The following is a 26,046-nucleotide window of genomic DNA, read 5'->3' as shown; positions in this document are numbered from 1 at the left end:
TCATGAAATTGCGGCCGAGAAAAGTAGCACCCACACGCACACTTTTTTCGCGCGCGCTCCGGCCAATACTTTATGTTGGAGTATCACTTTTTATACTTGGCGCTTCTGCACTGACATTTTTTGTATTTGAGAGTAGGCACATAGCGGCACCATCATCTTCTATCGAGGTGACACAAATTACTCCTGAATCAGCTGCCGTCATTGAAGAAACACTCGAGTCCTTTCCAGTAAGTGTAAATCCTGTGGAAAAAGAAATCAGCGAGGATCCTGCTCTTGCAAATTTTATAGGAGAGCATATTGCGCCTACAGACCAAGTACTGAGCCTGAATCCGTACTGGTTTACTCGTGCACTCGGAAAACTCGCTTTGATGGGGTGGTATCAAAATCTTGCATCTCTTTCCAGTCGAATTTTGGTGGTAGAGTCAGGTGAGCGCAAGGAGCAAGTTGCCGAGCACTTTGGAAAGATTTTGAAGTGGGATGCGGTAGAAAAAAAAGAGTTTCTGGCACTAATTGAAACTACTGCACCGGTACTCGAAGAGGGTAAATTGTTTCCTGGTGCCTACACAGTGAGCAAGGACGCGTTACCGGGAGAGGTTGCGGCTCTTGTGCTCGAACGTTTTAATACTGAGGTTCTCAAGCGGTACCCTCAAGATATTGAAGAAGTCGTACCACTTTCAGATGCTCTTACTATTGCATCCCTTCTTGAACGTGAAGCACGTGACTTTGATGATATGCGCCATATCTCTGGAGTCATTTGGAATAGACTTTTTACCGATATGCGTCTACAGATTGATGCGACACTGCAATATGCAAAGGGGAGTAAGGCTAATCAGCCGTGGTGGCCGCGAGTTGTCCCCGATGATAAATATTTGTCATCAGCATATAACACCTATAAAAATGAGGGACTCCCTCCGACACCTATCGCAAACGCATCACTTGAGGCTATCACAGCGGCACTCAATCCAATCGAAACCGAATGTATGTACTATTTTCATGACAAGAAAGGTGGTTTCCATTGTAGTGTGACATACGAGGAACACGTAGCATCACTCAAAGAATATTATGGCCGAGGAAAATAAATGATATGCTCCACACTATTGAAACATCACTTCTTTCGCTTGTGCACACATTACCGCTCGAGTGGTTTGTGCTTATTGCGTCGATTGTAGAGGAAATCGTTGCACCTATTCCTTCACCCACCGTGATGGTGCTCGCAGGCTCGGCTGCGTCTGTCCAATCGTATGGCTACATAGGACTTTTATTCCTCGTATGTATTGGTGCGGTAGGGAAAACCTTTGGAGCACTCGTTGTGTATGGCGTGGCGTACCATGCTGAAGATTTTGTGTTGCGCCATTTTGGAAAATTTTTTGAAATTACTCCACATGACATAGAGCGGTTGAGCGCAAAAATTGGTACAGGATTCCGCGCATATTGGACGCTCACTCTTTTCCGTGCATTACCAATTATGCCGAGTTCACTGGTGTCTGTGGGTGGTGGGGTACTCAAAGTCCCGGTGCGTATTTTTGTGGTATCGGCGTTTTTAGGAACACTTATTCGCGACGGGCTTTATCTCTATGCGGGATATGTTGGTACCGAGGCACTGAGTACATTTATTACGCAATCGACTCATATTGAATCATTTGTGCAGTATGGTGTACTCGGGCTTATCGTACTTGGGTGTGTATATTTTATCTATAAAAAAAAGTTCTTCAAAACACCAAAAAATACCTCGGTATAACAATCTGTTTATAGATGCGACTCTATACGTGTGGTATAGGCTATACTAGTACTATATGGGTAGTGCGATGTTCATTATAGATTTCGGATTGTGGTACTACACACGAGGCTTTATTGATGTACTTTCTGTGTGGTTTAATTTTATGTGGTTCATTACTCACTATTTTTCTATCCCACTCTTACTTCGTACACTTTTTTCCCCATGGAAGCGCATGACGGATGACGGAAGACCAAGGAGTATTGAAGCGTTCATGGAAGCGTTTATTATGAATACCATGTCACGTGTCTTCGGTGCTTTTGTACGCCTCGTCATTATTTTTGTCGGTCTTATTACACTGTGCTTAGGGGTAGTAGCGCTCGGAACTGTATTCGCGTTTTGGATTCTCGCGCCGTTTCTTCTCGCATATAGTTTTTTCTATGGCATAGCATTACTTGCATGAGTACACTTTCTTCAGAAATACGTCGGTACACACCTGCAATCTCACTTGATGTGTTTCTTTCGAAGAAGTCGCGTTCATTTGTGTTAAAGTTTTTATCAGCAATCTTGTCGCTCCTCGGCATCGCCATTGTGGGATTCGTACTCCGTGACTTTTTTGTACACCAGTCCTTTACAATGAGTAGTTTTAGTGGGGATGCACGGTATTTAGTGGGAATGTTTTGTATCATAGCAAGTTTTTATGGAGTGCTTGTTCTGTGTACCTTTTTCTATAACACATTGTACTTCAGAGGATTAAGTACGGTGTATGGGGAGGACTTGGTTGATGGAGAAGGTATCACTCTTGAAACTGCAGCGGTGTGTCTCTCCTATGAGCACGACCTCACGCAGGGATTTTTAATGTCGACTTATGGACACGAGATTATGATTCGCTCGGGAGTGGATTCTGAAGCAGTGCAAACTTTCCTACAAGGAGATAGACCAAAACTTCCGGCTGATACACTCACCATACAGAGAGGGAAGTTCATTTCCCTTCAGGACGTGGGTGAGTTTCTTTTAGAAAAAGACACTGCTTTTAAGACATTTCTCTTTAAGCATGCAGTTACCCCATCCCTTTTTAAAGGTGCGAATGAATGGGTGTGGCGTGTCCGTGCGGAGTATAAACGAAAGAATCGTTGGTGGAGTCGTGACAATCTGGGCACCGTAACAGGTATTGGTCGTGAGTTCTCGTATGGCATTGCAATGAGTTTGAAGCGATATCAAAGGGACATCAATACGTCATCAGCGTTTTCTGTTTTTCTCGGCAATACTGCCTATGCGAATGAAGTGATTGAAAAAATTGAGACAACGCTCACGCGCTCCAAGTCTGCTAATGTGATGCTCATAGGTGAACCAGGGGTAGGGAAAATGGACATCCTCATTGAGTTGGGACGACGCATGCGCGAAGGACATTCTATTGCATCACTCACTGCGAAGCGTATTGAGGTCTTTGATACTGATGTGTTTGTTGCTTCATATAGTACTAAGGGAGAGTTTGAAGCAGCATTCTTGAAACTTATGATTCAGGCAGAGCGCGCGGGCAACATCATTATGGTGATTGAAAATTTCAGTTCATTTCTTTCGAGTGTGTCTGCGCTCGAGGCGAATGCAGCCGATCTTTTGGGCAGATTCCTTACTTCCTCTAATGTACAAATAGTGGGGACGGTAGATCCACGTAGTTATCATGTATCACTCGAAACCAATCAACAGTTACTTCAGTATTTTGAGCCAATTCTTATTGAGGTGCCGGATAATACAAGCACCGTGCGAGTGCTCGAGGAGGCTTCGTGGATACAAGAACACAAGCACCATGTGTACTTCACCTACCCAGCACTAGAGCGCATCGCAGAAAGTGCTGATCAGTACATCATTGAAGGAGTGATGCCCGACAAAGCCGTGAGTCTCCTTGCGGAAGTGGCAGCAAGCGCGGGACAAGACAAAAAAGTCATTATCGACCCTGATTTTGTTGATCTTTGTGTAAGTCAGAAAACGGGTATCCCAGTAGGCCCCGTGAGCACTGGTGAGCGCGACATACTTATGCATCTCGAGGATGTGCTCCATAAGCGCGTAGTGGGGCAGGAGCGTGCCATCAGTGTGATTGCAAGTGCGATGCGTCGTGCGCGTGCGGGTATTCAGAGCAAAGAAAAGCCCATAGGCACATTCCTTTTCCTTGGCTCAACAGGAGTTGGGAAGACCGAAACCGCGAAAGCGCTTGCACACACATTTTTTGGTGATGAACGTAACATGGTGCGCTTCGATATGTCGGAGTTTAGTGATGAAAATAGTCTCACCCGCCTTTTGGGTACCGTTGATGCTGTCGGTATGCTTCCCTCTGCACTTCGCGAACACCCATACTGTGTGCTTCTTCTTGATGAATTTGAAAAGTCTTCGGTGGCGGTACATGACCTCTTCCTTCAAGTGTTTGATGAAGGAGTCTTTACTGATGCACGAGGTGATAAAATAAATGCACGGAACACGATTATTATTGCCACCTCAAATGCGGGGAGTGACCTTATTTGGAACTATGTAAAAGAAGGAAAGCATCCGGATGATGAAAAAGATGCAATCATCGATGCCATTATCGAGAGGCGCACCTATAAACCCGAATTACTCAACCGCTTCGACGCTATAGTGCTCTTTGAGGTGCTTAATGAAGGTGAGCAGCGCTCTATTGCAGAAATGATGCTAGTCGATTTGCAAAAGCGCATCAGTGAGCAAGGATTTACCCTCGTCGTGAATGACGTGCTCCTCAATGTGCTCATGAAAGAAGGCTATGACCCTGAGTTTGGCGCCCGCCCCATGCGTCGCGCGATTCAAGATTTAATCGAAGAGCGCGTTGCCTTCAAAATCCTCGAAGGAGGATTAAAACCCGGTGATATAATTGAATTTTCTGCATCAGATTTTGCACAGAAGTAACTACGTACAAAAAAGTCCTGCGTGCGTAGGTTATTAGTGATTTCTTGTAATTTTAGAGTCTGTTCAATGACCTCAGATACGAGGCGTCGAGGAGTGAAAACATGAGTCGTATTTTATTATACGGTGAATGTTAGAAGGACGAAAACCACGAAGTAGATGGGGTTAGTAGATAGACTCTATTTATTCCAGGGCATTTTCTCGAGAAGGTGTGAAAGTCCGCACCAGCCGGTGATACCGGCAAACATTTGTCCGCATCCAACTACAAGCGCGAGAAATACAAACTTTGGATTTACGGTGAGTGCGAGAATGACTCCGAGTGTCACCAAAAGTCCTGCAGTGAGGAGCATTTGTCGCATGATTGGGAGCCGATGTGTAAATACCTTTGTAGGGAAACCTGCTTTCTCCCAAGCTAGGATACCGCCCTCTAGGTTGATGAGTTCTGCTCCTACACCCAGATTCTCGAGAATGTCGATTGCATGACGAGCACGTGCTCCACTTCGACAGTGAATGTAGATAGTTTTTTTATCTTTAAATTCAGGGAGGTGATTCTGAAGAGTATCAAGAGGGACACTGCGCACTCCTTCAATATACTTTTCTTTGAACTCAGCTGAAGTACAAACATTAATAAAATCGACTGCATCATTACGTTTTTCGTTTTCGAGTGCTTCTTTGAACGCATGTGCATTGATTTCTTTCATATCATCAGTATACCGTACGGGATAGAGCACTTTGTGTGCTATTCAGTAATTATTTTTGTAGTTGAAGGAAGTGATTTTTGTATAACATCCAAATCAGCCTGTGAGTAATTGTTGCCAGTGAGGATAAGTTCTTTGAGGTTTGATAAATTACCTAATTCATGGGGAAGTCCCGTGAGTTCATTATGTGCAAGGTCGAGATACTCAAGGTCTTTCAGTTGCCCTATTTCCGCAGGAACACCGGTGAATTTGTTGTAACTCAGGTTGAGTGTGCGGAGCGAAGTGAGGAGACGTACTTCCGCAGGGAGTGACCCCGTGAGATTGTTGTTTGAGAGGTCGAGCGTGAGAAGGTCTGTTTTGGTAAACACATCACTTGAAACTTTGGTGAGTCCTGTGTGTGCGAGGACGAGTGTGTGAGCTGCATCAGCTTTTGCTGAAGGTGTAGATGGAGTTTGAGAAGCGGTTGCTTTAGGCTCATTTTTAACGTGTGAAGTTGTATCGTCTGCTTTTTCTTTCGACGTAGACACGTCCTCTGTGGGCGCAATACTTGTGTTTGACCAAATGAAAAAGCCGATGAGAGCGATAACGAGTACTCCTATACTGATGTTTTTATGCATCTACCCATAGTACGCCTATATAATGCACATTACTAGCACATGTTCTCCTGGTGATCTATACTTACATTCTACGCATAGTTCTTTCTACCCAGTGAGGGCTAGTTACTCAGTGAGACAAACGAGCATATGCTTGAAGGCGTAGCTATTCATCAGGTATGCGGCCGCAGGGTCAACTGAAAATAAGAAAAAAGAGGCCTCCCTTGTGAGAGGCCTCTTGTTAATCATGGTTTTGAACGATAACACTCAAATAATTTTCGAAATCCTACATAATTAGAGTACCGAGGTAGTTATACAAAACAAAACCCCCGCAAAAATACGGGGGTTTTGGTTTGTATTACTACGCTTTCTTCCTGGTCGTTTTTTTCGCAGTCTTCTTTTTCGCTGGAATCTTGCCTTTTACCGTCTTTGGTTTTCGGACTTTCTTAATTGGTGCGTCATCATCATCGCTTATATGGGCTGCCTTAGCCACATGTGCTGGCTTTGTAGGCGGTGTGGGTGGGTTTAAGAGGTCGAGGATGCGGTTAAGTCGTGATTCGATAGTCGTGAGTTGGCGCTTCATGTCAATTAAATCAGTATTCTTTGCTACCTGCGGAGCGGCCTCGTATGATGGTCGATGTTCTTGATATGGCTTTTCGTATGAAGCAGATTTGTGTGGCCGCGCATCGCTGCGATTCCCATATTCACGCGGTGTATTGCCACGTTCTTCGTCGCGACTTTTCATATTGAAACACGCGCTGCAAAATACAGGCTTGTCACCACTCGGACGGAAGGGGACTTCACAAGACTTCTTGCATGCACTACAGGTTGCCGCAAAAAGTTCAGATGAGCGTTCACGTCCACCTCTGTCACCGCCACCCACGCCACCACTTCTTCGTCGTTCTCCACCACCAAAACTACTTCCGCGCTTGTCTCCAAATCGTGCCTTACCGCCAAAATCGTTCCCTCGTTTCTTCCCGTCAACTCCTTTAAAGTTATTCATTTGAAAACTATAACACGAAAATATTATTATGGCAATTTATCGCGAGCGGTGTTTCTTTCTGCGCGTAAACTATCAGTATGAGTAGAAGTAAGATTGAGTGCGATATTGGGAAAAAAATCCATGAATACATAGTGTAATTTGAAGATACATCACGGAGCGTACTAAATATTCTGAATAAAATGTGATACGCTAGTACCACATGGAAAAACCAACCGTACTTATTGTCGAGGATGACAAAAATATTCGAGGAATGTATTCAGATGCCTTTACACTTGCGGGAATCAAGGTACTCACTGCAGAAGATGGAAGCGAGGGAGTGAAGCTCGCTCTCCTGCATCACCCAAATGCAATTCTTATGGATATTATGATGCCTGTTATGAATGGTCATGAGGCGATGAGCATTATTCGCAGAGATGCATGGGGCAAACATGCAAATGTGGTGTACCTTACCAATATGACTGATCCAGAAAATATTGTGCACGCAGTTGAACAGGGAAGTGAAGAATATATCATTAAAGCAAATCTGACTCCCAAAGAGGTTGTGAATCAAGTTCGCATGGCGATGAGGGCCTAAATAAAAAACAGACTGCCTAGGGATGTATCCCTAGGCAGTCTGTTTTTTTGATTCAATGAATACTCCTAAATTACGATTTTGACTTTTTGAAACAGTCGATACACTTTAGATTGGACGTATCGCGTGGTTCAAAGGGTAGGGATGTAATTGCAGTATCGCAGCCACTACACTTCCAATCGCCCGAAAAACGTGGTCGCTCACCCTCCTGTTTTTGCGGACGTGGGCTATCACCTTTTTTGTTTTGATGGCAATCCCGACACAAAAGCCCCGTGGTGTTTCGTGGTTCAAATGGTAACTCGGTGATTGCTCCTCCACACCCACTGCACACCCAATTTCCTTGATGCATATGATTTAATATATTAAGTAATGTAGTGTAAGTATACAGCAAACCTGTATAGAGAAATAATCATTTGCGCATAGCGACATGTGATACATGTGGCATTGTGGGATACACTTTATTCCTCCTACTTAATACATGGCTTAGCTTTGAGGAGTTCAATCGCATTTGGTACGGCACCCGCTTTGATTTCTGATACCCGTGAAGCACCGAGTGCCTCTACAAAACACGCCTCTTGCGTAGCGCTAATTGTTGAAGGAACTGCGGCGGGGTCGATGCCGAGAGAGGTCAGCGCCGACTTCTGTGCCTCGGAGAGAGTAAAGCCAGTAGACTGTTGTGTTCCTTCTGTGGTCGTGTCGGTACTTTCTTGTGCAGGGGCTTCCTGCTTCGCTCCATTTGCCTCTGATGACACATCACCAAAGATAAGTGGCTTAATATTAAGTGGATCAGCGATAAAGAAATATACACTGATACACAGAAGTACAAGAAATAGTGCGCCGAGTGTGACAAAAATCTGTGTGATGATATTTTTCATATGTTATCCGCGAATGAATTGAAAGATGGCGATGAGTACTACTGCACCGATAACCCCTACAGCGAAACTGCGAACCGTGAACCCGCCCACTCCACCTTTGCCGAGCGCATGCATAATATAGCCACCAATACTGGAGCCAATAATACCCACAACGATGTTGAGAATAATTCCTTGTTGTCCATCAGTACCCATGATTAATGATGCAATCCACCCCACAAGACCCCCGAAGAGAATCCATAATAAAATACTCATATATGTGTGTTCTTAATGATATTGTTAACAACGCTGTGTGCTTTGACTATTACTCAATAAATTCAAGTCGTTTCACCTCAGCACCACGCTCGGTCATCTGGCTGTATACATGAATCTTTGTACCACTCATGAATTGGTCAGGGACACAGGGTGCGTCAGTTTTCGGGGTGGTACGACATACAGTCTTAGTATCAAAGAAAAGTGGTACCACGTGTCCCTCCTCACCATCTTCAATAAAGACTATGTGCCAATTTTGTGGGTCGAATGGGGCGGGGAGGTTTTTGAGAAGATATCCTTCCTTTTCAAAACTAAATTCTCGAAGTGGGGCAAATTCGCCTGGAGTACACGCGACGCTATCAATGAACCATCCGTCACCGATACGTTTTAGCGTAAATACGGATTGAGCAGTGAGTTCTTTTTCTTTTGCCATAATCAGTATGCGGGCTTCATTCTCTCCTGTAGATACTACTCGTCCTGTTGCGCGCATAGGAGTGGTGGTTTGGCAGAGGATAGGGTCAATTTCTGTATTTAAACGACGTTCGCTTGCTATAAGCACAGCACGTAGTTCATCGCTCAGAATTTTTTCACTCGCAAGGCCGGTTGCATATGGGGTTGTCGTAGTGGACACAACTGCATCAAGCCATTTGTTATAGAAGTCGAGCGCAATATCAACAGGTTTTTCCTGTTTAACTTCTTGAATATAAGAAACTTCATTGGTTGGTTCATTAATGTTGCGGGACTTCGTATACAGTACACCAACAATAACCATAATTAGACATATTCCCAGTACAACAATAGCTCCTAAAATTTTTTTCTTGTTTTCCATGATAAATATACGTTCAATAATGTGACAAAACCACCAATGTTAAGTATCGGTCTATAATAGAAGCCGTTGTGGAAAGGTGATTATTACAGGGTATGAGTAGGGGGTATATACCTTCACACTGTGGGGGTAATAAAAATAAAGAATGTACGCATCAAACTATCTTCATATGCTCGTGCTAGTCCTTCCGTGTGCCGTCACGTTTGAAAAATGTCCAGATGTAGTACTTTTCCACTTTTTCTCGTGCCCAGGGGGTCTTACGAAGGAACGTGAGACTTGAATTTACACTTGGTTTCTCTGTAAAGCATTTGATTTTAATTTTTTGACTCAGTGTCTCAAAGCCATAGTGAGATACGAGTTCTTCGACGACGGTTTTAAGCGTAATGCCGTGGAGGGGATTATTCTTTTGAATAGACTTTGATTCCATATGCAGATTGTGATTGTATTGTAGAAGTATAGCAAATCATTACTCGGAAAAACAAAACACCGTGACCAATGGTCACGGTGTTTTACGTGTATTCATTTAACTTGCTCGTACCAGTTTAACAATAGCGAGTAAGGCCACTGCACCAACAACGGCAACTAAGAGGCTGTACAAATTAAATCCTGTGACGCCACCTGCACCAAAAAAATTCATTATGTAGCCACCAAGAACTGCACCAATAATACCGACAACAATATTAAGCATGACTCCTTGTTGTCCGTCAGTATTCATAATCAATGATCCAATCCATCCTGCAACTGCTCCGAGTATCACCCATAATATAATTTCCATATAAATTTTTTCTAAAAATAATAATTATTTTTTTGATCCGTCACTTGTGTTGCTCTACTCGACTAACTTTTGGTCTGCTTCCATTGAAGAAACTGATTTACTCATAATGAATAATCGAATCAAGGCAACCGTGAGAATCCAATATACGAGCATTGCGAGCAATGTTGTCCATTCAAACACGCTCGTTTCTACTCTCATATTTTTAAACACAGCCAGAAAGGGCAGTACAAATATATTCGACAATGAATATATGAGACTGGTAAAGAGCGCTTCTGGATTTGCGTTGAGCAGTTTCAGTATAAACCGGATTATGAGGAGCCCTTCAACCACTGAGAAGGCGTACCACACTATTTGCGCCCCTCTATACAGTGGGCGACTTGATTCGCTTATCATATTTTGTGATTAGTTTATTACATGTGTACTCTCTAGTCTTTGCTGAGATGTTTTGCTCAGACCTATCCCAAAGATTGTGCTTCATAGATTTTCTTCAGCATTGCAATACCCGATGTACTTGGACTGCACCTGTATTTTCAGATGTTGATTTGGAGGTGTATGCATACATGCCGTGCATGATGTGCTCCTATTACAAATCTTCCACACGGTCAAGTTGAGTATCTCATGATATCTATATAGCTAAACGTAGAATATCTGATCTGCATTGTTGTAATTTACTTCTGATTAAAACGGCTCACTCTGAGACGGGTCGATGCGCATATTCATCACTAATTTAAAATATTATGTCAGATATAGATACAAAAGATGTTGACGCAAAAGAAGCAGATGAAACGGTGAAAAACACTGAGAAGCAAGCAGAAGAAGATCATCAGAATGCTGCCGAAACACATGAGAGGGCAGCAGAAGAGCATACCAAAATCGCAAAAGAACATGAAGAAAACAAGTCTGAATAATGTACGTGCAGATGAAAAGCAGATCCGCAAAAAAGAAGCAGCTACCCTGCTTCTTTTTTGTATGTCCACCGAGGAAACACATACGCATTTTCTTGTCCTAGATTATTCGGTAACTTGAGTCGTTGGTGTGGTGATTGGCTTCACGGGGTCTGCAACTGGTGTCACTGGTTTTACCGGGTCGGGAACTGTTACATTAATGTTGGTGGTGCTTCCGGTTTCTGTAGCAAAGAAACCTCTTTGATACAAAACTGTACTCCCAATAATAATTGCAAAAATAATGACCAGTGCCACTATCCACCCACTACTCGCGTCGTCATTTGTGCCTGGAATGTTCGAAATAATTGTATCAGCCATAGAATTATATTTTAAATACACGGATAAAATGCCTTCTTATTAACCTGCCGTGTAAATAACAAAAGTATTACCAGATTTAGGTGTGGGGAAATGAATGTCCCTGTAGGGAACGGCAAACAAACCCCTAGTGGCAACCTCGGGATGTAATAAAATAGAAAAGACGCTATATACTCTCTGAGTGTATTTCTTTCAGATATTGCTGGTAACGTGCGTCAGTGATACTTAATTTGTAATTTAAACGTGTGAAGACAATTTTGTATGATTTGCCAAATATACCGCGTACCTCAGTATGAATCTGAAATGATGCTGTTGTCCCTCCAGGAATCTTTGCGTAGAGCAAGGTGCCCACGGTCACTTGTGTGATACCCGCACCGCGCACCCGTACATTTGCAGTAGCAATTGTGCCTGGAGCGGTGCCCTCAATCTGATACATAAAACCAGCGGTCTTTTTTCCTGAAGCAATAGAAAGGGGAATAAACACATTTGCTTGCTTTGCGGTAATGTCTATTTCAAGGTAAAACTTTGCTATCACTTTATCTGTTGCATCGTCTATTTTGATTCTTTCTGCATGTGCTTGTTTCTTTTGTATCTTTACTGCAATGTAGTCATCCTTTCCCTCGAGTTTATATGCGCGAACCAACTCTTCTTGGAGTACTTTTACTTCCGCGCCTAGTCCCTTTATGAGTTTTTTATCGTCTGCAGATATTTTTTTCATAAGCACATTATAGAATATTGAATAATGTATTTTTCAAATACATGAGGATAATGAAAGCGTGCTGGAAATAAGACCACGCATTTCAGGAGAGATTGAGACCACTAAACACCAAATGAATTACGTTTAGAATATTATTGTGAGCAATTACCAGAGAAATGCAGAAATCGGTGGGGTAGATAATTGGTTGCTATGCGGATGTATATGTTGTATAATCGTAGTTCTCATATGTGTTTAATGGTTTCGTTTGTGAATCAACACAGTGAGAGATTTTGAAAGGAAGTTGCCATGACAAGCACTCAGAAGCATTACGATAACGGGAAACTTGTTGGTCAAGTCGATATAAACACTCATCCAGATGGATCGTCTCATGCGTATGTTCATGAAAATCACTCAGGTTCTCTGGGGATGGGTTTCAAGGAACTCATCGCAGTCGTTCACACTGACCAGAACGGTAATACAAGTACTGATTATCGGAAGTAATTTTACGCTCGGCCAAGGACAAGCGTTTTAATACAGTTCTTTTATCATGAGATGATTGAGTATGTTTAGATGTCTTTAACATCCCTTATCATTTTGTAGTTGAATTACGCATTGTTTATGAAACGGTACTCGCTTCAATAACACCAACGCTCATGGGACACTTCCATGGGCTTTTTATTTTTTGCGAAAAGAATGCAATCTGTCTACATCTTTGCTCACCGTTTCCCTACGCATCAAAGAAAAAACTTTTTCTTGACTCAAGTTTTTTAATCAATTGATTCCAGTATTTCTGAATAACGTCTGAAAACGCAATTTTGTCTGTTTTATTTTTTATGATTGTATCCCAAGAAACGTTGTAATCCTTCCAAATAGATTGAGTCGTTTCCATGCTCATACTCAAAGGGTCAACCAATTTATCTGCAGCATACACGAATCGAGACTCAGGATTGTCTCGTCGTTCATATTCATGAATGGTAGCGAGTAAATCACCGAATTCTGGAAACTCTTGTTCTATCTGTATAAGTGCTGCGGCTTCTCTCGCAACTTTCGTCTTCTTGGCTTCTTCATCATGAATAGGGGTATCGCCGGCATAGGCTTCTATAAGATCGTGCGCGAGGGCATACTGTAAGACCTTTTCAAGATTGAGGTCTAATTTTTGCACAGAGACGATGTACCAACAGAGGAGGGTCAACTCAAATGTGTGTTCGGCAGTATTGGTCACTTCCTTTTCGTCGGGCCGTCTCGCTACACGCTTAACCCGCTCAACGTCATGAAGAAGCTTCATAAACTTTTCTAAATCTTCTATCGAATACTCCGTTTCCTGATTTTGCATTATAGAGTAAGTATATATTGATTTTAGATATCTCATAATATGTCTCCAGTCAGTCACACTCTAACGAAATGTGGCTTTATGGAAGAACGTAAGACAAAGGAGGGTAAATCGTCTATATACTTAATTAACCGCGTATACATATTCATATGAAAAAAGGCTTATATATCATCCCTGCACTCGTTCTTGTTGTATTTACTATTACCTCTAGCCCTGCACAGGCTCTCAGTTGTCTCCCTACCGACATGTATATCAGTAGCGTTGTGGGTAATGATGAAACGGTGATTTTTGCAGCGAAAACCAATAGCACAATCGAGGCCACCACATATACTGCTGAAGCACTCTCCGTCGTTACCGCCTATCAAGGCTATGTGGAAGGTAAATTAATGGCATACCATCAGAAAGATGAAACCTGGGGGTACCTTTGTAACAATGGACCGAAAGGTGACAACACTGAAGGTGTCTATATCGCGACTCGCGATCATACGGGCACGTACCAAGTCACCCAACGTCTTGAGATGAATAGTGACTTACTCCCCGAGATTAAGGACATGCTCAAAGATAAAAAAATAACCGGTGAAATTGTCGAATTCAACAAGACCGACCGCATAAACCAAATTACTACCACGATTAAAGATCTCTTATATGAGGTCATCAAACTCCTCAAGGAACAGATGTACTGGCAGTCACTCAAGTAGTCCTAAAATAATCTATTTAAAATACATAGAAAAAACAACCGTTCACGCGGTTGTTTTTCTGTAAGTTAGAGAGATATGGGAACAGTGAATAGCACCCTCTACTAATATTACGAAAACTTTTTTATTTGTAGAAATCGGGCTCTTCGTAATAGTACGATTGTTCGATACCCTTCATGAAGACGTCACGATCATCCACTTTTGAAGTAAGTGCGCTACGTAAAAGTTCTCTGATTTCGAGTGCGTTTACGGGACTGCGTTCCATGGCGTTTAAATAGTCCATCTTATCTATCTTTTGCCAATAAATGCATTGACACAAATTTTTCTTTAAAATCAAATCAAGCCAAATGCGCTGACTCCGACCATTGCCTTCCATGAAGGGATGAGCAACATTCATTTCCACATATTTAGTGACAATATCTTCGAATGTCTGCTCTTTAAGTGAATCAATTGCCTTAAGGCTATCGGCAAGATACAGACAAGACGCAAACCGAAATCCACCCTTACTTATATCTTTTGTGCGAATCTTTCCCGCAAAATCATACAGCCCTTTAAAAAGATATTCGTGTATCTGCTGTAAACCTCGTGTAGTACCCACCTCGAACATAGCCTGTTCTTGGCTCTCAAAGAGTTTAATTGCTCGCTCCTTGCTCTGTTCGTCAATGGTTTTCATATTCCAATTATAACATTTTCCTAGAGTTTTTCACGCTTGAATGTCTACGAAAAACAAGAAGTTGAATGATTGACTGAATTTCACTCATTAATAATAGTCATCTCCCGTAACTACCATAAAAGTAGATTACACAAAAATAAAAAACACCCCGCTGCCAAGTTCGGAAGCAAGGTCTTCAATGGAAAAGATTGCAGTCACCATTTAATTTAAAGATCGAATAATGGTGGTTGTCTCCGTTTTTCCTTCGAGCCAAGATTATACACTCGTAACTATTTGTCTATCTTCGATATTATAATAGGCAATGTGTGGCATCTTTGGATACGTTGGAACACGAACCGTTGAGCCTATTCTTATTGAAGGACTTCGTATGCTTGAATATCGCGGGTATGATTCATCAGGTATTTTTATTCCAGGATATGGTGTACTGAAAGCAGTAGGCCCTATAGACAATCTCGCTAGGAAAATTACGGGGACTATCCCTGGTACATCTGGTATAGCACATACGCGATGGGCAACACACGGAGCGCCCACCGAATCTAATGCCCATCCCCACACAGATAGAAGTGGTTCTATATGGATTGTCCACAATGGAATCATTGAGAACTTCCGTGAACTCAAGGAGGGCCTTGTTGCACGTGGTGTTACTTTTTCTTCAGACACTGATACTGAGGTGCTTGCAAAACTGATTGGTACCTTTGATCAGAACGACATTCGTGTAGCGGTACGCCTTGCACTCAGTTTGGTGCGTGGTACCTATGGTATTGCAGTACTGAGCGAACACGACCCAAATACTATTGTGGTTGCTCGGATGGGAAGTCCTATCGTACTCGGCATTGGTGACGACGGGAATTTTGTATCATCAGACGCATCAGCGCTTTTAACTCATACTAAGGATGTAATTTACCTAGACGATGGGGAACTCGCGGTGATTACAAAGGACGCATATGAAGTCACAACACTCCATGGACAAACAATGACAAAAGTACCCGTTAAGATTGAGTGGGATGTTGAGTCATTACAGAAGAAAGGATATGAACACTTTTTACTTAAGGAAATTATGGATATTCCAGAAACGATCGAGAATACGATTCGTGGCCGACTCATTACTGATAAGGGGAAAGTAAAACTCGGCGGTCTCGAGTATGTGCTCCCGAAACTTACTCAGATTGAAAGACTTATGGTGGTAGGGTGTGGTTCTGCTTTCTATGCAGGACAGGTGGGAAAATATATGTTTGAGGAATATGTGGGTATTCCTGTGGATGTAGAGTTGGGAAGTGAATTTCGATATCGTTCAATACTTCCACAAAAGAACGCCGCATTGCTCGCCGTCACACAATCAGGCGAAACAGCAGACACTCTTGCATCGGTACGAAAAGGAAAAGAACTCGGTCTCATTACTATTGGTATGGTGAATGTGGTTGGTTCTACTATTGCACGAGAAACGGATGCTGGAATGTACAATCATGCAGGTCCGGAAGTGAGTATTGCTTCCACTAAGGCATTCATTTCACAGGTAGTAAGTTTCGTTCTTCTCACACTACTTATTGGACGTGAGCGCGGTCTCACACAAGAAAAGGGAATCGAGATAGCACAGGCACTTGCGTCAGTTTCTACATATGCACAAAAGATTTTGGATACTGCACCTGTAATACAAAAGGTTGCTGAGCGGTACGCATCATATCGCGATATGATGTACATCGGTCGTCATATGCATGCCCCTGTAGCGTATGAGGGTTCACTGAAACTTAAAGAGGTTACCTATCTTCATGCAGAAGCATATGCGGGTGGAGAATTGAAGCATGGCCCTATCGCAATGCTCGATAGTGACTTTCCGGTAATGGCGATTGTCCCCCAAGATGCAGTCTATGAAAAGATGGTTTCAAATATTGAAGAAGTGAAAGCACGAAATGCGCCAGTGATTGCAATCGCGACAGAAGGCGATACGCGTATTGGGGAACTTGTTGATGACGTGATATTCATCCCCAAAGTGCATCCGATTGTGCAACCGATTCTCTCGGTAATACCACTTCAACTTTTTGCGTACTATGTTGGTGTTGCACGCGGACTGAACGTAGACCGTCCACGTAACCTCGCGAAGTCAGTAACGGTGGAGTAAATATGGACGTCCCTAGAACGTCCCTAGGAACGTCCCTAGGGGAACCCTAGGGATTTATAGTTCCTCTAGAGACATCTCTGGTTTTGGTTCTGGTATTTTTTCAAGCATAAAAAAAATTATACCTTTTATCGAGAATAAATGAGAGTTCAGGTTATACGTACTTTGCAACGTCCCTAGGGATTCAACAGAATTCCAGAATAAAAAACACCCCGCAGCCAAGTTCGGAAGCGGGGCGCTTCAAAGTAGTGCGGGGTGTGGCTATAGTGCAGTTACAAATAGAACTGGGGCACTGTAACCGTTGGTAGCCCTGTATGTGATGAAAGGCTTACCACCATACTCGGACGTCTCTTTCCAGTGACGGACCCTAACATGGGACTCTATGGAAGTACTAAAGACTACATAGCCGTGATCGACGACGCGAGTCTTTTGTGAGAACTTCCAGAACAAATACCCCAGGGCGAACGAAGTATCCTGCATTTCTGGAACAATGTCGCCAGTAAAATCATTGGATAGATGAGCACTGTACGAACATGGTACTTTCGCTCCCATCATTACTACACTGCGTTCGTTTAAAGGATTAAAGAGGTCGAGCATCATAAATTCCGACCATATTCTTGTTGCCACCACTGCGGCGATTTCTCTTTTTTTACGCTGGGTTCGTGGAGGGATATCATCAATATTTTGATTCTGAAGCAATGATACAAATACGTCCTCTACGAGGTCCTCAATAGTTCGTGGTGCGACCGCACTAAAAACAGAGAGAGGGTAGACCCGACAGATATCGAAACCACCCCCATACCGATTGTATACCACCAGTTGTCGATTATCACTGAGATCTGGTGGTATGATGCCCAATAGTTCTTCAGCAGATTTGATTATTCCCACTGCTGTATTGCGTGCATTGATGTGGGACAAGCGATGCGCCGCGTCGAGCGCGATTTCCTTACGAAATATGACTGGGTCAAGGCCGTGGCCATTTTCCTGTGGATGGAGAAAGAACCGGCGGTTTACGATGAGGTTGAGTACAACACTGCTGGCATGTGCCGCTTGTGCTGGGGAGAAGGTAAAATCGTCATAATAGCGCTTCATGAGGTGTTCCTTTCAGGAGTACCAAGTTGTGGAAAGATCAAGGGCGTTGCATCATTGCAGTGCCGTTGCTACTATGCTACAGAAAGTCACCAAAATCAAGTTTTTTCTCCATAGGTCAGACCTATGGAGACAGAAAATCATGCTAGGATACTCACACATGAAAAAACTTATTTTCTTTGACCTTGATGGCACGCTTATTGAGGGTAATAGTTGGTATGAATTCAATTTGTACTTCGGTATGTCACCTTCTGAAGATAAGACTTTAATGGATTGGTATAACCGCGAAATCATTACCTATAGTGAATGGGACAGTATTATTGTAAAGATACTCAAAGAGAAGAACCAATGTACGTCTAAAAGGGTGCAGGAATTTATTAAAACAATTATTCCTCGTCCAGAAACAAAGGAAGTAATCAATACGTGCAGAGAAAGGGGACATACTACGATTATTCTCTCAGGGACGATGAAACAGATTGCTGAAAGCTTTAATGAACAAGTCGGAGCCGACTTCGTGTATACCACATCTGAAATTATTTTTGACGCGGAGGGGAATTTTGAAACAATTAAAAATGAAAAGAAAGACGGTCTTGCAAAACGTATAATTTTTGAACGAGTGTGTAGTGAATACGGAGTGAACGCAGAAGAGACCATCCATGTGGGTGATAGCAGGAACGACATAGAAATTTTTGAGAAAACAGAGAAGGGGATACTGATTGGAAATTATGAAAAACTCAAGCCTCTTGCATGGAAGCAAATTCACCATCTTAAAGAAGTCATTGAGTTAATTTGAATCAAAAACTGTGCGTCGAACCATAATTTGATTACTTCTTTCCATAAGAGTCACCCAGTAGTGAATTACAGCAGGGAAGCAAGGACAGAATATTAAATTCTTGAACAGCATTAATTGACAAGATGCTAAATCTATATTATGGTGATTGACCCCTTAAATCACAACTAGGAGAAGTTTATGAGTTCCAAAATCGTTCACGCTCTTTCACACGGACAGCCGTTGTGTGGATTTTCCACTGATGCTCCTGCTTTTTGGCCTGCTGGGCACGTGTGGACTCGGGTCTCTGACCGCGAGAACATCAATTGCTCAGGTTGCAAGCAAATAATTGATGAGATGTCACGGCAGGCAGAATCCGCCACCTCAACAACTGGTTAATAAAACATCGTGCCATTCGACGATGCAGAAGAAGATTCAGGCTAAGCCATTCTTCATGTCTAGAATCTCAAAGAAGAATACTCGAAGTGAAATACTGCCGTCCAGCTTACAACTGGACGGCTTTTTTATTATTACATCGGCCCTTGTTTTATATTTTTCATAAGATCTTGGACTTTTCTAAAGTTGCGATGCAGGGCTGGTTCGTCAATATTTTGTACAAGCGCGGTGCTTGCTTCTGGAAGTTGGTCGGAAAAATCATCTAAGATTCTTTTTCATTCATCCTGACGAATAATACTCTTCGTGTCTGTCGGATGAAGTGTAACTGTCGTGCGGTCATCAAAATTTTCTACAAGCACCTCAAGTCCCTTTGAACGTAACACTTCTACTACATCACCAGGAATCAGCACGTCTGCATTATAAAAATCAATAAACTGATTTTTTGGGTCCTTTTCACTATAGCCCGACTGAAACGTTTTGTACCCTTTACTCTGTAAAGCAAAGACAGCGTCTTTTACCTGTGGTTCAAGGAAGTCAGCATATGCACCGATTTCATACTCTTCGGGAGTCGCGGTCCTCGGCTGTTCTTTTAGTTGCTTTTCACTCTCATGTATTGCTTGAGTACTAAAATAGCGCTCCATTTTATTTATAAAAGCTCCTGAGTCACTAAGAGAATTACGGAGACTGTCTGGATATTGCTTTTTCTCTGTATCAGAAAGATTTGAGAGAATATATGTGTATTCATCGTCAACATCAGCCCTGTTTACAAAATATTCTAATATTTTCTCTTTAAGAGGGTCTCCGTCATCAAGTATTTCATTCACCACTCCCTCGTATGTCTTTTTGATTTCGACTATTATTTCCCCCATTTCTTCTTTAGAAATTGTCTCCTCGTGCTGCTCAGATAGATTCTCTTCCCCCACACCATTTTCCAATTGTGATTCTCCAAGCCCTTGTTCTTGTGGTGGTGTTGACTCTGAATGTGATTCCATATATTTGTATTATACACTCCTCAGACTTTGTACTACTGAATAGGGTATACATAGGCCTTGCCTATGGAGGGAATGAGGGAGATCCTAGGGATTCTTCAAGTCCAACGTCTCTAGGGATTCTACTTAGTTATTCTTCCACTCGTTTTCAGAAATGCCTGATTGGAGGATAATCGATTTCATGGTTTTTGGGTGGATACTATCACCAGCGTGTACGGGTACACATACTTGTCTATCAATACCATTCACTTTGGCTACATAATAAAAATGGCTGCCCCGTGTGTGGGAATGCGTAAAAGAATGACGTTTCAAAAACTTCATGACTTGTGCCGCACTCCAGTTGTTGAAACCGCGAGGCATATTTATGAAACAAGTGCGGAAATTGGTTGAGAGGAGACTCGATAAATTTGCTTTCCTGTTTTTCTGTGTGGTTTTGACTGAGACTCCCACAGTTTTTCATATACAGGATCAGATTTTTGATTTAAAGTCCGAACAGAAAGTTTCGCCTTTTGGGCTGACTCAACGTACCCTTTTATTGCCTCATCAAGAAGCATCATCACCTCCTCTGGTGAATCTCCTACCTCAACAATGTTAAATTCGAGAGCAACACCAAACCACTCATCTTTCTCTCGAAAAATGATACTTCGAACACTACCGCTTCGGTGTGTGTTGAGTGATGCCATATACAAATTAATATTACACCTAATTACTAAATGTGGCGAGTTGGGTATAAGGACTCGAAGTTTACGACTTCAGTACACCTTGTCGCTATTTTGTTTCCTTACGTCACAAAATAGCAGGCAAGGTCTTCTCGTCCTTGACGCACAGTGTCCCACACTGTGCTTACCTCCAGCTTGTAACACAAAAAATCCCTTGCGGGACTTTTTGTTAACAAGCTGGGGTACAAGGACTCGAATTCTACGAATTCAGTACACCTTTCGGATATTATTCTTCGCTTCACTCGAATAATATCACGAGAAGGTTTTCGAGTCCTTGACGCACAGTGTCCCACACTGTGCTTACCTCCAGCTTGTAACACAAAAAATCCCTTGCGGGACTTTTTGTTAACAAGCTGGGGTACAAGGACTCGAATTCTACGAATTCAGTACACCTTTCGGATATTATTCTTCGCTTCACTCGAATAATATCACGAGAAGGTTTTCGAGTCCTTGACGCACAGTGTCCCACACTGTGCTTACCTCCAGCTTGTAACACAAAAAATCCCTTGCGGGACTTTTTGTTAACAAGCTGGGGTACAAGGACTCGAACCTCGATACTCAGGACCAAAACCTGATGTCCTACCATTAGACGATACCCCAAAATTATTACTTCGTTCTGATTTGTGCTGTATGATCCTGACGCGCGCGGAGCGCGCCGGCACCTATAATGACATAGGGGATGGCGGATTGTCCAGATGTGAATCTTAGGAAGGGGTTAATTCATCACTTCATCCATGAGTTCGTTTATTTTTGCTCTTGCTCTCGCATCACTTGTAATAGTGAGTGCAGTGACGAGCATGGCGAGTAAATCATCTCGGTGCTCTTTAGAATACAGAGGTCCGTCTGCAAGTTCTCCTTCTACAAGAGAAATAGTCTCAGCCACTTGTTGTTCTGGCGACTTTTTCTGTTCAAATTGTTCTCGCATATGAAATAATTGTGCGTGTTACACAGCACATATCTCATTGTGCCAAAATTCAAAGAAAGGGCAATGGGGAAAGTGATACAAGGTGAATGCTTGAAAATGACTCCTGTATAATGGTAGTCTCAAAGATATGTCTATACGACCACAAAAAAAAGAAGGGAAATCCTCTACCTCATGGGGAAAGGAGGCTTCGTGGTATAGCGACCACCTTGAGGGGCAGGACACGTATCATGCAAAGGTGATTTTGCCGAATTTGATTCGTGTCATTCTTCCAAAGAAGGGACTTACGGTGCTCGAGATTGGATGCGGGGAGGGGTTTTTTGCGCGCGCACTTGCGCAGGAGGGTGCAGAGGTGACTGCGTGTGATATTTCTTCGGAGCTTATTACGATTGGAAAAGAACAGGGGGGCGACATAGCGTACCACGTGTCGCCGGCACAGGATCTCTCCTGGGTAAAACCTGCATCGCAGGATGTGGTACTTGCAGTCCTTACTCTGCAAAACATGGACAAACTTGATGTCGTCATGAAAGAAGTGGCGCGTACGCTTAAAAAAGGTGGGCGATTCGTCTTTGTGCTCAACCATCCCATTATCCGTGTGCCGCAGGCAAGTGCGTGGGGCTATGATGAGGCTACGCACACGCAGTACCGTAGGATTGATGCATATCTCTCGGGCAAGAAAGTAACTATTGATATGCATCCCGGGAAAGGCGGAAAGCGCTCGCTCACGTACTCATTCCATCGCTCACTGCAGGAATACATGAAGGTGCTCCGTGGGGCAGGGTTTGCTATTGTGCGTCTTGAAGAATGGATATCACATAGGGTAAGTGAGCCAGGGCCACGCGCGAAAGCAGAAAATGCTTCGAGGAAGGAATTTCCCCTCTTTATGATGGTTGAAGCCGCTCCGTTTACAGTATAAAATAATACTATATGAAACATTCACCTGAAGGAGTACCAGAAGCGAAAACAATTCCAGGGTCTATGGGTGAATATCCGCACCTTACTCTTGAAGAGTCAAATACAATTCAATTGTTACTTATCAAGAGATATCTCGCAAAGTATCCAAAAGAATTCAATGAAGATTTGAACAAGGCGGAGGTGTGTGGACTCAAGCGTATGGAGATGTCTCCAGAAACTCTTTAAAGATGAACCCGACCTTGTGGACTTTTTCCACGAAGATCCAAAGCGATGTGTAGCACTCATTACGGAGAAACTATACAGCCATACCATACAATAATTTTCATACATAAAAAAAGTGGAGTATACTGTGTGTTCACTATTTTTAGTTAATATATATTATTATGGAAACACCAACACAGGTACCACAGGTAACCTTTAAGATTCGCGTACCGCATGAAGTAGCGACCGGCGTTTGTTCTGCTATTGATGCAGAATGGGGAACACTCAGTACCGATGAGATTTTTATGGGAAAGAAAGTGATTGTTTTCGCGCTTCCTGGCGCATACACACCTACCTGCTCGTCAACACACCTTCCTGGATACGAAGCGAAGTTTGAAGAACTTAAGGCACTCGGCGTCGATGCGGTGTATTGCCTCAGCGTGAATGATCCATTTGTCATGTACGAGTGGGGTCGCGCACAGGGGGTAAAGAACGTACAGTTTATTCCTGATGGGAATACTGAGTTTACCGAAAAGATGGGGATGTTGGTAAAAAAGGAAGATCTTGGCTTTGGTAACCGCTCATGGAGATACAGTATGTTTGTTGATAATGGCGAGATTAAGAAAGTCTTCAGCGAGGAAGGGAAGTCAGATAACTTCGGATCAGACCCATTTGCAGTAAGTGATGCAGACACCATGCTCGCCTACCTCATGGAATCAGCACAATAAAAATAATAAACGGCCGACATCGTAAGTCGGCCGTTTATATTTATTGCCGACTTACGATGTCGGCAATAATGAATTAGGGAATGACTGAAAACAGCTAGCCTTGTAGGGGGACGGCTGTTTTTCTAAACAGGACGGGCTTCGTAGGCTTGAGCGAGTTCTGCAGAAAAGTCTTTGATGGTGTATACCACTTCACCTCCAATGACGTAGTGATAGTGGTCCTCTATTTCAAAGCGTTGAATGCGCATGCCGAGAGTGTTTTCGATATTATATTGCACAAAAGGAATACCTGTTTCCGTTAGACCAAATGCACTGCCATCATCGCGCATGGTGAAGGTGTGTACTCGAGGCTGTGAGTAGAGAAGCCAGTTGTCATTGTTCCATCTAAATGACGCAGTCTGGTAAAAAGTACCCATGGTGAATGTCTCCTCGGCTGAGGCACTTTGTACAGGAAACAGTAAAACCACGAAAAGCACGACAAGAATAATAGGGCTGTGGATATGTGAAAACATAGGTATTGAGTACTGTCTCTAAAAACCTTCAAAAGTACGAATGGCGCCAAAATGAGCCATAAAAGACAACTAATTAATTAAAATAGTACACTCTTTTTAGTAGTTGTCAAGACATAGATAAACTATGGGCTATAGACAATAGTTGGATACATGGTAGCATTGTTATTAACAAAACACAGGCCTGAGGTAGTCGGATCAGTAGCACAACGGTTTTGATTAAAAAGATAAGAAGTATTTCAATCAAATGAAGGGAAAAATCGCTCGTCTTACTGACCGAGGATTTGGTTTCATTACTCCTGATGAGGGAGGTGATAAGGATCTTTTCTTCCACGCTCGATCACTCGTAGATGGACTTCAGTATGACTCTCTTAAGGAGGGTGATACCGTCTCATACGATGTTGAGGATGGAGACAAGGGACCTGCTGCTGTGAACGTAAAGCTCGCATAAGCAACCAAATATTAAAACCGCGTGCCATAGGCACGCGGTTTTTATATATTGTGTACAAGTCGCACTTTTTTATGCACTCATGTGTTTAAATAGAGTTACTATGAAACGTGAAAGTCTTGTTGCGGAGGTGATGAATTTTATCGTCTCAGGATATGTATACTTTGTAGCACTCACGCTTGTCTTTTATATGATTACCTCGCTCGTGACAGGGATTATGACGGTGGTGGCTGGCTTCATGGATATCTCTGGCTCAATACACACTATCCTTTCGGCACCTGAGCGCAACCTCCTCGAGCTTGATTTGCTCCATACTATTGCATTTACTATCGTGCTCGTGAAGGCATACAAAATTCTTGTCTCTTATGCGCAAAAGCGCCATGTGAGCCTTAAATACCTCATCGAAATTGCGATTATCGCGCCCACTATCGAGATAGTCTTTAATTCTACAAAATACTCGATTGAGGCAAACATGCTCTTTGCAGGCTTTGCACTTGCCAATCTCATCACATATCTCTATTTTTATGGCACCATAAAACATGTCAGTGACGACTATCAGCACGAAATGTGTCTTGAGCCAGAAAAAGCACTTGTGGTAAAGTCAGCGCGCACAAAGAAAACTACAAAAAAGGAAGCCTAGTGAAGGCCAAGAGATTCATTTAGGAAATGAATCTCTTTTGCTCTGAGAGCATACACTGCACCAGGCTTGAGCGCCTTGAGAGTAAAGTGAAGCATACGTGTGCGTTTTAACTGAGTGACTTGGTATCCAAGCGCTGCACACATGCGCCGTACCTGGTGCTTCTTTCCTTCGGTGAGGGTGATGGTGAACACGTATTCAGAGTGGGGCGCGCGCTCTGCGCGCGCCGGTTTTGTCATATAGCCTTCAATACGCACGCCCTTACTCATACCATTGAGAAATGTCTGTGTCACACGTTTATCAACTGTTATCTCATATTCACGCTCGTGGTTCTTTTCGGGATTGAGTATGCGTTCAGTAATGCGTCCGTCGTCAGTGAGTACCATGAGCCCCTCGGAATCTTTGTCGAGGCGGCCAACAGGGAAGAGTCCGGTAAGTCCGTGACGCGTGAGAATGTCTGAGGCAATATCAGTTTCACCTTGAGCTGGAGAGTGGGTAATAATTCCACGTGGTTTGTAGTAGAGTACGTAGCGGTGCTCTACCGGCTTGTGGTTCTTTATTTCCACACGGTCGGTCTCTGCAACTTTCTGGCCTAGCACAGCCATTTTACCATTCACAAAAACCTGCTTCTTTTCAATAAGCGTATCGGCGCCACGGCGTGTGGCAAACCCTTTGACGGCCAAAAACTTGTTAAGGCGCATTGGAAACTCGTTCTCTTTCATTTGAACGTTGATTATGCTATTATT

Annotated in this window: 37 protein-coding genes and 1 tRNA gene; 16 read left to right on the top strand and 22 right to left on the bottom strand. The window is 43.0% G+C overall.

Annotated elements, in window-relative coordinates; all coding sequences use genetic code 11:
* Positions 1-2: 2 nt before the first annotated feature.
* The 4 genes from mltG to IPH92_01920 are packed head-to-tail and all read left to right on the top strand — an operon-like array spanning position 3 to position 4,627.
* Entirely contained in the window at positions 3-1,079 is a 1,077-nt protein-coding gene (mltG, locus tag IPH92_01935) for an endolytic transglycosylase MltG (protein ID QQR65322.1), read from the top strand.
* Positions 1,080-1,084: 5 nt separating this feature from the next.
* Complete coding sequence (locus IPH92_01930; protein QQR65321.1) at positions 1,085-1,738, top strand: VTT domain-containing protein; 654 nt, start codon at positions 1,085-1,087, stop codon at positions 1,736-1,738.
* A 55-nt stretch (positions 1,739-1,793) separates the two neighbouring features.
* Entirely contained in the window at positions 1,794-2,177 is a 384-nt protein-coding gene (locus IPH92_01925; protein ID QQR65320.1) for a hypothetical protein, read from the top strand.
* Positions 2,174-4,627 carry an ATP-dependent Clp protease ATP-binding subunit gene (locus IPH92_01920; protein QQR65319.1) on the top strand — a complete coding sequence of 818 codons (2,454 nt, stop codon included), beginning with the start codon at positions 2,174-2,176 and terminating at the stop codon, positions 4,625-4,627. Before IPH92_01925 ends, IPH92_01920 begins: the two co-directional genes overlap by 4 nt.
* A 176-nt stretch (positions 4,628-4,803) precedes the next feature.
* Here IPH92_01920 and IPH92_01915 read toward each other — a convergent pair whose 3' ends face one another.
* The 3 genes from IPH92_01915 to IPH92_01905 form a co-directional block, all read right to left on the bottom strand.
* The gene (locus tag IPH92_01915; protein ID QQR65318.1) at positions 4,804-5,325 is read right to left on the bottom strand and encodes a rhodanese-like domain-containing protein; all 522 of its coding nucleotides are present in this window, start codon (positions 5,323-5,325) and stop codon (positions 4,804-4,806) included.
* 38 nt (positions 5,326-5,363) lie between these two features.
* Positions 5,364-5,939: a leucine-rich repeat domain-containing protein gene (locus tag IPH92_01910; protein QQR65317.1), complete on the bottom strand. Its 576-nt coding sequence runs from the start codon at positions 5,937-5,939 to the stop codon at positions 5,364-5,366.
* A gap of 337 nt (positions 5,940-6,276) precedes the next feature.
* Entirely contained in the window at positions 6,277-6,918 is a 642-nt protein-coding gene (locus tag IPH92_01905) for a hypothetical protein (protein QQR65316.1), read from the bottom strand.
* Between the two features lie 199 nt (positions 6,919-7,117).
* Between IPH92_01905 and IPH92_01900 the strand changes: the two genes are divergently transcribed.
* Positions 7,118-7,492 (top strand): response regulator, encoded by a 375-nt coding sequence (locus IPH92_01900; protein QQR65315.1) that lies wholly within the window; start codon positions 7,118-7,120, stop codon positions 7,490-7,492.
* A 70-nt stretch (positions 7,493-7,562) separates the two neighbouring features.
* Here IPH92_01900 and IPH92_01895 read toward each other — a convergent pair whose 3' ends face one another.
* The 7 genes from IPH92_01895 to IPH92_01865 all read right to left on the bottom strand — a co-directional run bounded on the left by IPH92_01895 (position 7,563) and on the right by IPH92_01865 (position 10,607).
* Positions 7,563-7,838, bottom strand: a complete 276-nt coding sequence (locus IPH92_01895; protein QQR65314.1) for a hypothetical protein — start codon at positions 7,836-7,838, stop codon at positions 7,563-7,565.
* Positions 7,839-7,956: 118 nt separating this feature from the next.
* Positions 7,957-8,364: a hypothetical protein gene (locus IPH92_01890; GenBank protein ID QQR65313.1), complete on the bottom strand. Its 408-nt coding sequence runs from the start codon at positions 8,362-8,364 to the stop codon at positions 7,957-7,959.
* A 3-nt stretch (positions 8,365-8,367) separates the two neighbouring features.
* The gene (locus tag IPH92_01885; protein ID QQR65312.1) at positions 8,368-8,616 is read right to left on the bottom strand and encodes a GlsB/YeaQ/YmgE family stress response membrane protein; all 249 of its coding nucleotides are present in this window, start codon (positions 8,614-8,616) and stop codon (positions 8,368-8,370) included.
* 49 nt (positions 8,617-8,665) lie between these two features.
* Positions 8,666-9,442, bottom strand: coding sequence for a hypothetical protein (locus IPH92_01880; GenBank protein ID QQR65311.1), 777 nt, complete (start codon positions 9,440-9,442; stop codon positions 8,666-8,668).
* A 175-nt stretch (positions 9,443-9,617) separates the two neighbouring features.
* Positions 9,618-9,866 carry a DUF2132 domain-containing protein gene (locus IPH92_01875; protein QQR65310.1) on the bottom strand — a complete coding sequence of 83 codons (249 nt, stop codon included), beginning with the start codon at positions 9,864-9,866 and terminating at the stop codon, positions 9,618-9,620.
* 96 nt (positions 9,867-9,962) lie between these two features.
* Positions 9,963-10,214: a GlsB/YeaQ/YmgE family stress response membrane protein gene (locus IPH92_01870; GenBank protein ID QQR65309.1), complete on the bottom strand. Its 252-nt coding sequence runs from the start codon at positions 10,212-10,214 to the stop codon at positions 9,963-9,965.
* 54 nt (positions 10,215-10,268) lie between these two features.
* On the bottom strand, positions 10,269-10,607 hold the full coding sequence (locus IPH92_01865) for a YggT family protein (GenBank protein QQR65308.1): 339 nt from the start codon (positions 10,605-10,607) through the stop codon (positions 10,269-10,271).
* Between the two features lie 344 nt (positions 10,608-10,951).
* On the opposite strand from IPH92_01865, the gene IPH92_01860 reads away from it, so the two are divergent.
* Positions 10,952-11,122 (top strand): hypothetical protein, encoded by a 171-nt coding sequence (locus tag IPH92_01860; protein QQR65307.1) that lies wholly within the window; start codon positions 10,952-10,954, stop codon positions 11,120-11,122.
* A gap of 102 nt (positions 11,123-11,224) precedes the next feature.
* On the opposite strand, the gene IPH92_01855 is transcribed toward IPH92_01860, so the two are convergent.
* Positions 11,225-11,476, bottom strand: coding sequence for a hypothetical protein (locus IPH92_01855; GenBank protein ID QQR65306.1), 252 nt, complete (start codon positions 11,474-11,476; stop codon positions 11,225-11,227).
* A gap of 163 nt (positions 11,477-11,639) precedes the next feature.
* Positions 11,640-12,191, bottom strand: a complete 552-nt coding sequence (locus tag IPH92_01850; protein QQR65305.1) for a hypothetical protein — start codon at positions 12,189-12,191, stop codon at positions 11,640-11,642.
* A gap of 285 nt (positions 12,192-12,476) precedes the next feature.
* Between IPH92_01850 and IPH92_01845 the strand changes: the two genes are divergently transcribed.
* The gene (locus IPH92_01845; GenBank protein ID QQR65304.1) at positions 12,477-12,671 is read left to right on the top strand and encodes a hypothetical protein; all 195 of its coding nucleotides are present in this window, start codon (positions 12,477-12,479) and stop codon (positions 12,669-12,671) included.
* A 226-nt stretch (positions 12,672-12,897) separates the two neighbouring features.
* Here IPH92_01845 and IPH92_01840 read toward each other — a convergent pair whose 3' ends face one another.
* Positions 12,898-13,503 carry an HD domain-containing protein gene (locus tag IPH92_01840; GenBank protein ID QQR65303.1) on the bottom strand — a complete coding sequence of 202 codons (606 nt, stop codon included), beginning with the start codon at positions 13,501-13,503 and terminating at the stop codon, positions 12,898-12,900.
* 146 nt (positions 13,504-13,649) lie between these two features.
* Here IPH92_01840 and IPH92_01835 point away from each other — a divergent pair, with 146 nt between their 5' ends.
* Positions 13,650-14,198 (top strand): hypothetical protein, encoded by a 549-nt coding sequence (locus IPH92_01835; GenBank protein QQR65302.1) that lies wholly within the window; start codon positions 13,650-13,652, stop codon positions 14,196-14,198.
* A 121-nt stretch (positions 14,199-14,319) separates the two neighbouring features.
* Here IPH92_01835 and IPH92_01830 read toward each other — a convergent pair whose 3' ends face one another.
* Positions 14,320-14,868 carry a Fic family protein gene (locus IPH92_01830; GenBank protein QQR65301.1) on the bottom strand — a complete coding sequence of 183 codons (549 nt, stop codon included), beginning with the start codon at positions 14,866-14,868 and terminating at the stop codon, positions 14,320-14,322.
* 301 nt (positions 14,869-15,169) lie between these two features.
* Here IPH92_01830 and glmS point away from each other — a divergent pair, with 301 nt between their 5' ends.
* Positions 15,170-16,984: a glutamine--fructose-6-phosphate transaminase (isomerizing) gene (gene glmS, locus IPH92_01825; GenBank protein QQR65300.1), complete on the top strand. Its 1,815-nt coding sequence runs from the start codon at positions 15,170-15,172 to the stop codon at positions 16,982-16,984.
* Between the two features lie 258 nt (positions 16,985-17,242).
* Here the strand turns inward: glmS and IPH92_01820 are convergent, their stop codons facing one another.
* Positions 17,243-18,073 carry a hypothetical protein gene (locus IPH92_01820; protein QQR65299.1) on the bottom strand — a complete coding sequence of 277 codons (831 nt, stop codon included), beginning with the start codon at positions 18,071-18,073 and terminating at the stop codon, positions 17,243-17,245.
* 157 nt (positions 18,074-18,230) lie between these two features.
* On the opposite strand from IPH92_01820, the gene IPH92_01815 reads away from it, so the two are divergent.
* Together IPH92_01815 and IPH92_01810 are read left to right on the top strand one after the other, a co-directional pair.
* Positions 18,231-18,863 (top strand): HAD family phosphatase, encoded by a 633-nt coding sequence (locus IPH92_01815; GenBank protein QQR65298.1) that lies wholly within the window; start codon positions 18,231-18,233, stop codon positions 18,861-18,863.
* A gap of 177 nt (positions 18,864-19,040) precedes the next feature.
* Complete coding sequence (locus IPH92_01810; GenBank protein ID QQR65297.1) at positions 19,041-19,238, top strand: hypothetical protein; 198 nt, start codon at positions 19,041-19,043, stop codon at positions 19,236-19,238.
* A 272-nt stretch (positions 19,239-19,510) separates the two neighbouring features.
* Here the strand turns inward: IPH92_01810 and IPH92_01805 are convergent, their stop codons facing one another.
* The 5 genes from IPH92_01805 to IPH92_01785 all read right to left on the bottom strand — a co-directional run bounded on the left by IPH92_01805 (position 19,511) and on the right by IPH92_01785 (position 21,868).
* A complete protein-coding gene (locus IPH92_01805) occupies positions 19,511-20,227 on the bottom strand; it encodes a hypothetical protein (GenBank protein QQR65296.1) in 717 nt (238 codons plus the stop codon).
* Between the two features lie 123 nt (positions 20,228-20,350).
* Positions 20,351-20,584, bottom strand: a complete 234-nt coding sequence (locus IPH92_01800; protein ID QQR65295.1) for a type II toxin-antitoxin system HicA family toxin — start codon at positions 20,582-20,584, stop codon at positions 20,351-20,353.
* A gap of 2 nt (positions 20,585-20,586) precedes the next feature.
* On the bottom strand, positions 20,587-20,907 hold the full coding sequence (locus IPH92_01795) for a type II toxin-antitoxin system HicB family antitoxin (GenBank protein QQR65294.1): 321 nt from the start codon (positions 20,905-20,907) through the stop codon (positions 20,587-20,589).
* Positions 20,908-21,472: 565 nt separating this feature from the next.
* Positions 21,473-21,543: transfer RNA gene (locus IPH92_01790), tRNA-Gln, on the bottom strand.
* A 115-nt stretch (positions 21,544-21,658) separates the two neighbouring features.
* Positions 21,659-21,868, bottom strand: a complete 210-nt coding sequence (locus IPH92_01785; GenBank protein QQR65293.1) for a hypothetical protein — start codon at positions 21,866-21,868, stop codon at positions 21,659-21,661.
* A 127-nt stretch (positions 21,869-21,995) separates the two neighbouring features.
* Here IPH92_01785 and IPH92_01780 point away from each other — a divergent pair, with 127 nt between their 5' ends.
* The 3 genes from IPH92_01780 (at position 21,996) to IPH92_01770 (ending at position 23,709) form a co-directional block, all read left to right on the top strand.
* On the top strand, positions 21,996-22,781 hold the full coding sequence (locus tag IPH92_01780) for a methyltransferase domain-containing protein (GenBank protein ID QQR65292.1): 786 nt from the start codon (positions 21,996-21,998) through the stop codon (positions 22,779-22,781).
* Between the two features lie 11 nt (positions 22,782-22,792).
* Positions 22,793-23,005 (top strand): hypothetical protein, encoded by a 213-nt coding sequence (locus IPH92_01775; GenBank protein QQR65291.1) that lies wholly within the window; start codon positions 22,793-22,795, stop codon positions 23,003-23,005.
* 158 nt (positions 23,006-23,163) lie between these two features.
* Positions 23,164-23,709 carry a peroxiredoxin gene (locus IPH92_01770; protein ID QQR65290.1) on the top strand — a complete coding sequence of 182 codons (546 nt, stop codon included), beginning with the start codon at positions 23,164-23,166 and terminating at the stop codon, positions 23,707-23,709.
* Between the two features lie 122 nt (positions 23,710-23,831).
* Here the strand turns inward: IPH92_01770 and IPH92_01765 are convergent, their stop codons facing one another.
* Positions 23,832-24,218 carry a hypothetical protein gene (locus IPH92_01765; GenBank protein QQR65289.1) on the bottom strand — a complete coding sequence of 129 codons (387 nt, stop codon included), beginning with the start codon at positions 24,216-24,218 and terminating at the stop codon, positions 23,832-23,834.
* Between the two features lie 244 nt (positions 24,219-24,462).
* Between IPH92_01765 and IPH92_01760 the strand changes: the two genes are divergently transcribed.
* Together IPH92_01760 and IPH92_01755 are read left to right on the top strand one after the other, a co-directional pair.
* The gene (locus IPH92_01760) at positions 24,463-24,666 is read left to right on the top strand and encodes a cold shock domain-containing protein (protein ID QQR65288.1); all 204 of its coding nucleotides are present in this window, start codon (positions 24,463-24,465) and stop codon (positions 24,664-24,666) included.
* Positions 24,667-24,766: 100 nt separating this feature from the next.
* Positions 24,767-25,303, top strand: coding sequence for a hypothetical protein (locus tag IPH92_01755; protein ID QQR65287.1), 537 nt, complete (start codon positions 24,767-24,769; stop codon positions 25,301-25,303).
* Here the strand turns inward: IPH92_01755 and IPH92_01750 are convergent.
* A complete protein-coding gene (locus tag IPH92_01750) occupies positions 25,300-26,022 on the bottom strand; it encodes an rRNA pseudouridine synthase (protein ID QQR65286.1) in 723 nt (240 codons plus the stop codon). The genes IPH92_01755 and IPH92_01750 overlap by 4 nt on opposite strands.
* Positions 26,023-26,046: the final 24 nt, after the last annotated feature.

The organism is Candidatus Kaiserbacteria bacterium, assembly GCA_016699245.1.
Classification (GTDB): domain Bacteria; phylum Patescibacteriota; class Minisyncoccia; order Phycocordibacterales; family UBA918; genus Damh-18.
Note: the sequence above shows the minus strand (reverse complement) of the source record. Positions and strands in the feature narration are given on the sequence as shown.

Coding starts and splice junctions, on each gene's coding strand:
- mltG (QQR65322.1), top strand. CDS start 3: ATGAAATTGCGGCCGAGAAAAGTAGCACCCACACGCACACTTTTTTCG.
- IPH92_01930 (QQR65321.1), top strand. CDS start 1,085: ATGCTCCACACTATTGAAACATCACTTCTTTCGCTTGTGCACACATTA.
- IPH92_01925 (QQR65320.1), top strand. CDS start 1,794: ATGGGTAGTGCGATGTTCATTATAGATTTCGGATTGTGGTACTACACA.
- IPH92_01920 (QQR65319.1), top strand. CDS start 2,174: ATGAGTACACTTTCTTCAGAAATACGTCGGTACACACCTGCAATCTCA.
- IPH92_01915 (QQR65318.1), bottom strand. CDS start 5,325: ATGAAAGAAATCAATGCACATGCGTTCAAAGAAGCACTCGAAAACGAA.
- IPH92_01910 (QQR65317.1), bottom strand. CDS start 5,939: ATGCATAAAAACATCAGTATAGGAGTACTCGTTATCGCTCTCATCGGC.
- IPH92_01905 (QQR65316.1), bottom strand. CDS start 6,918: ATGAATAACTTTAAAGGAGTTGACGGGAAGAAACGAGGGAACGATTTT.
- IPH92_01900 (QQR65315.1), top strand. CDS start 7,118: ATGGAAAAACCAACCGTACTTATTGTCGAGGATGACAAAAATATTCGA.
- IPH92_01895 (QQR65314.1), bottom strand. CDS start 7,838: ATGCATCAAGGAAATTGGGTGTGCAGTGGGTGTGGAGGAGCAATCACC.
- IPH92_01890 (QQR65313.1), bottom strand. CDS start 8,364: ATGAAAAATATCATCACACAGATTTTTGTCACACTCGGCGCACTATTT.
- IPH92_01885 (QQR65312.1), bottom strand. CDS start 8,616: ATGAGTATTTTATTATGGATTCTCTTCGGGGGTCTTGTGGGGTGGATT.
- IPH92_01880 (QQR65311.1), bottom strand. CDS start 9,442: ATGGAAAACAAGAAAAAAATTTTAGGAGCTATTGTTGTACTGGGAATA.
- IPH92_01875 (QQR65310.1), bottom strand. CDS start 9,866: ATGGAATCAAAGTCTATTCAAAAGAATAATCCCCTCCACGGCATTACG.
- IPH92_01870 (QQR65309.1), bottom strand. CDS start 10,214: ATGGAAATTATATTATGGGTGATACTCGGAGCAGTTGCAGGATGGATT.
- IPH92_01865 (QQR65308.1), bottom strand. CDS start 10,607: ATGATAAGCGAATCAAGTCGCCCACTGTATAGAGGGGCGCAAATAGTG.
- IPH92_01860 (QQR65307.1), top strand. CDS start 10,952: ATGTCAGATATAGATACAAAAGATGTTGACGCAAAAGAAGCAGATGAA.
- IPH92_01855 (QQR65306.1), bottom strand. CDS start 11,476: ATGGCTGATACAATTATTTCGAACATTCCAGGCACAAATGACGACGCG.
- IPH92_01850 (QQR65305.1), bottom strand. CDS start 12,191: ATGAAAAAAATATCTGCAGACGATAAAAAACTCATAAAGGGACTAGGC.
- IPH92_01845 (QQR65304.1), top strand. CDS start 12,477: ATGACAAGCACTCAGAAGCATTACGATAACGGGAAACTTGTTGGTCAA.
- IPH92_01840 (QQR65303.1), bottom strand. CDS start 13,503: ATGCAAAATCAGGAAACGGAGTATTCGATAGAAGATTTAGAAAAGTTT.
- IPH92_01835 (QQR65302.1), top strand. CDS start 13,650: ATGAAAAAAGGCTTATATATCATCCCTGCACTCGTTCTTGTTGTATTT.
- IPH92_01830 (QQR65301.1), bottom strand. CDS start 14,868: ATGAAAACCATTGACGAACAGAGCAAGGAGCGAGCAATTAAACTCTTT.
- glmS (QQR65300.1), top strand. CDS start 15,170: ATGTGTGGCATCTTTGGATACGTTGGAACACGAACCGTTGAGCCTATT.
- IPH92_01820 (QQR65299.1), bottom strand. CDS start 18,073: ATGAAGCGCTATTATGACGATTTTACCTTCTCCCCAGCACAAGCGGCA.
- IPH92_01815 (QQR65298.1), top strand. CDS start 18,231: ATGAAAAAACTTATTTTCTTTGACCTTGATGGCACGCTTATTGAGGGT.
- IPH92_01810 (QQR65297.1), top strand. CDS start 19,041: ATGAGTTCCAAAATCGTTCACGCTCTTTCACACGGACAGCCGTTGTGT.
- IPH92_01805 (QQR65296.1), bottom strand. CDS start 20,227: ATGGAATCACATTCAGAGTCAACACCACCACAAGAACAAGGGCTTGGA.
- IPH92_01800 (QQR65295.1), bottom strand. CDS start 20,584: ATGCCTCGCGGTTTCAACAACTGGAGTGCGGCACAAGTCATGAAGTTT.
- IPH92_01795 (QQR65294.1), bottom strand. CDS start 20,907: ATGGCATCACTCAACACACACCGAAGCGGTAGTGTTCGAAGTATCATT.
- IPH92_01785 (QQR65293.1), bottom strand. CDS start 21,868: ATGCGAGAACAATTTGAACAGAAAAAGTCGCCAGAACAACAAGTGGCT.
- IPH92_01780 (QQR65292.1), top strand. CDS start 21,996: ATGTCTATACGACCACAAAAAAAAGAAGGGAAATCCTCTACCTCATGG.
- IPH92_01775 (QQR65291.1), top strand. CDS start 22,793: ATGAAACATTCACCTGAAGGAGTACCAGAAGCGAAAACAATTCCAGGG.
- IPH92_01770 (QQR65290.1), top strand. CDS start 23,164: ATGGAAACACCAACACAGGTACCACAGGTAACCTTTAAGATTCGCGTA.
- IPH92_01765 (QQR65289.1), bottom strand. CDS start 24,218: ATGTTTTCACATATCCACAGCCCTATTATTCTTGTCGTGCTTTTCGTG.
- IPH92_01760 (QQR65288.1), top strand. CDS start 24,463: ATGAAGGGAAAAATCGCTCGTCTTACTGACCGAGGATTTGGTTTCATT.
- IPH92_01755 (QQR65287.1), top strand. CDS start 24,767: ATGAAACGTGAAAGTCTTGTTGCGGAGGTGATGAATTTTATCGTCTCA.
- IPH92_01750 (QQR65286.1), bottom strand. CDS start 26,022: ATGAAAGAGAACGAGTTTCCAATGCGCCTTAACAAGTTTTTGGCCGTC.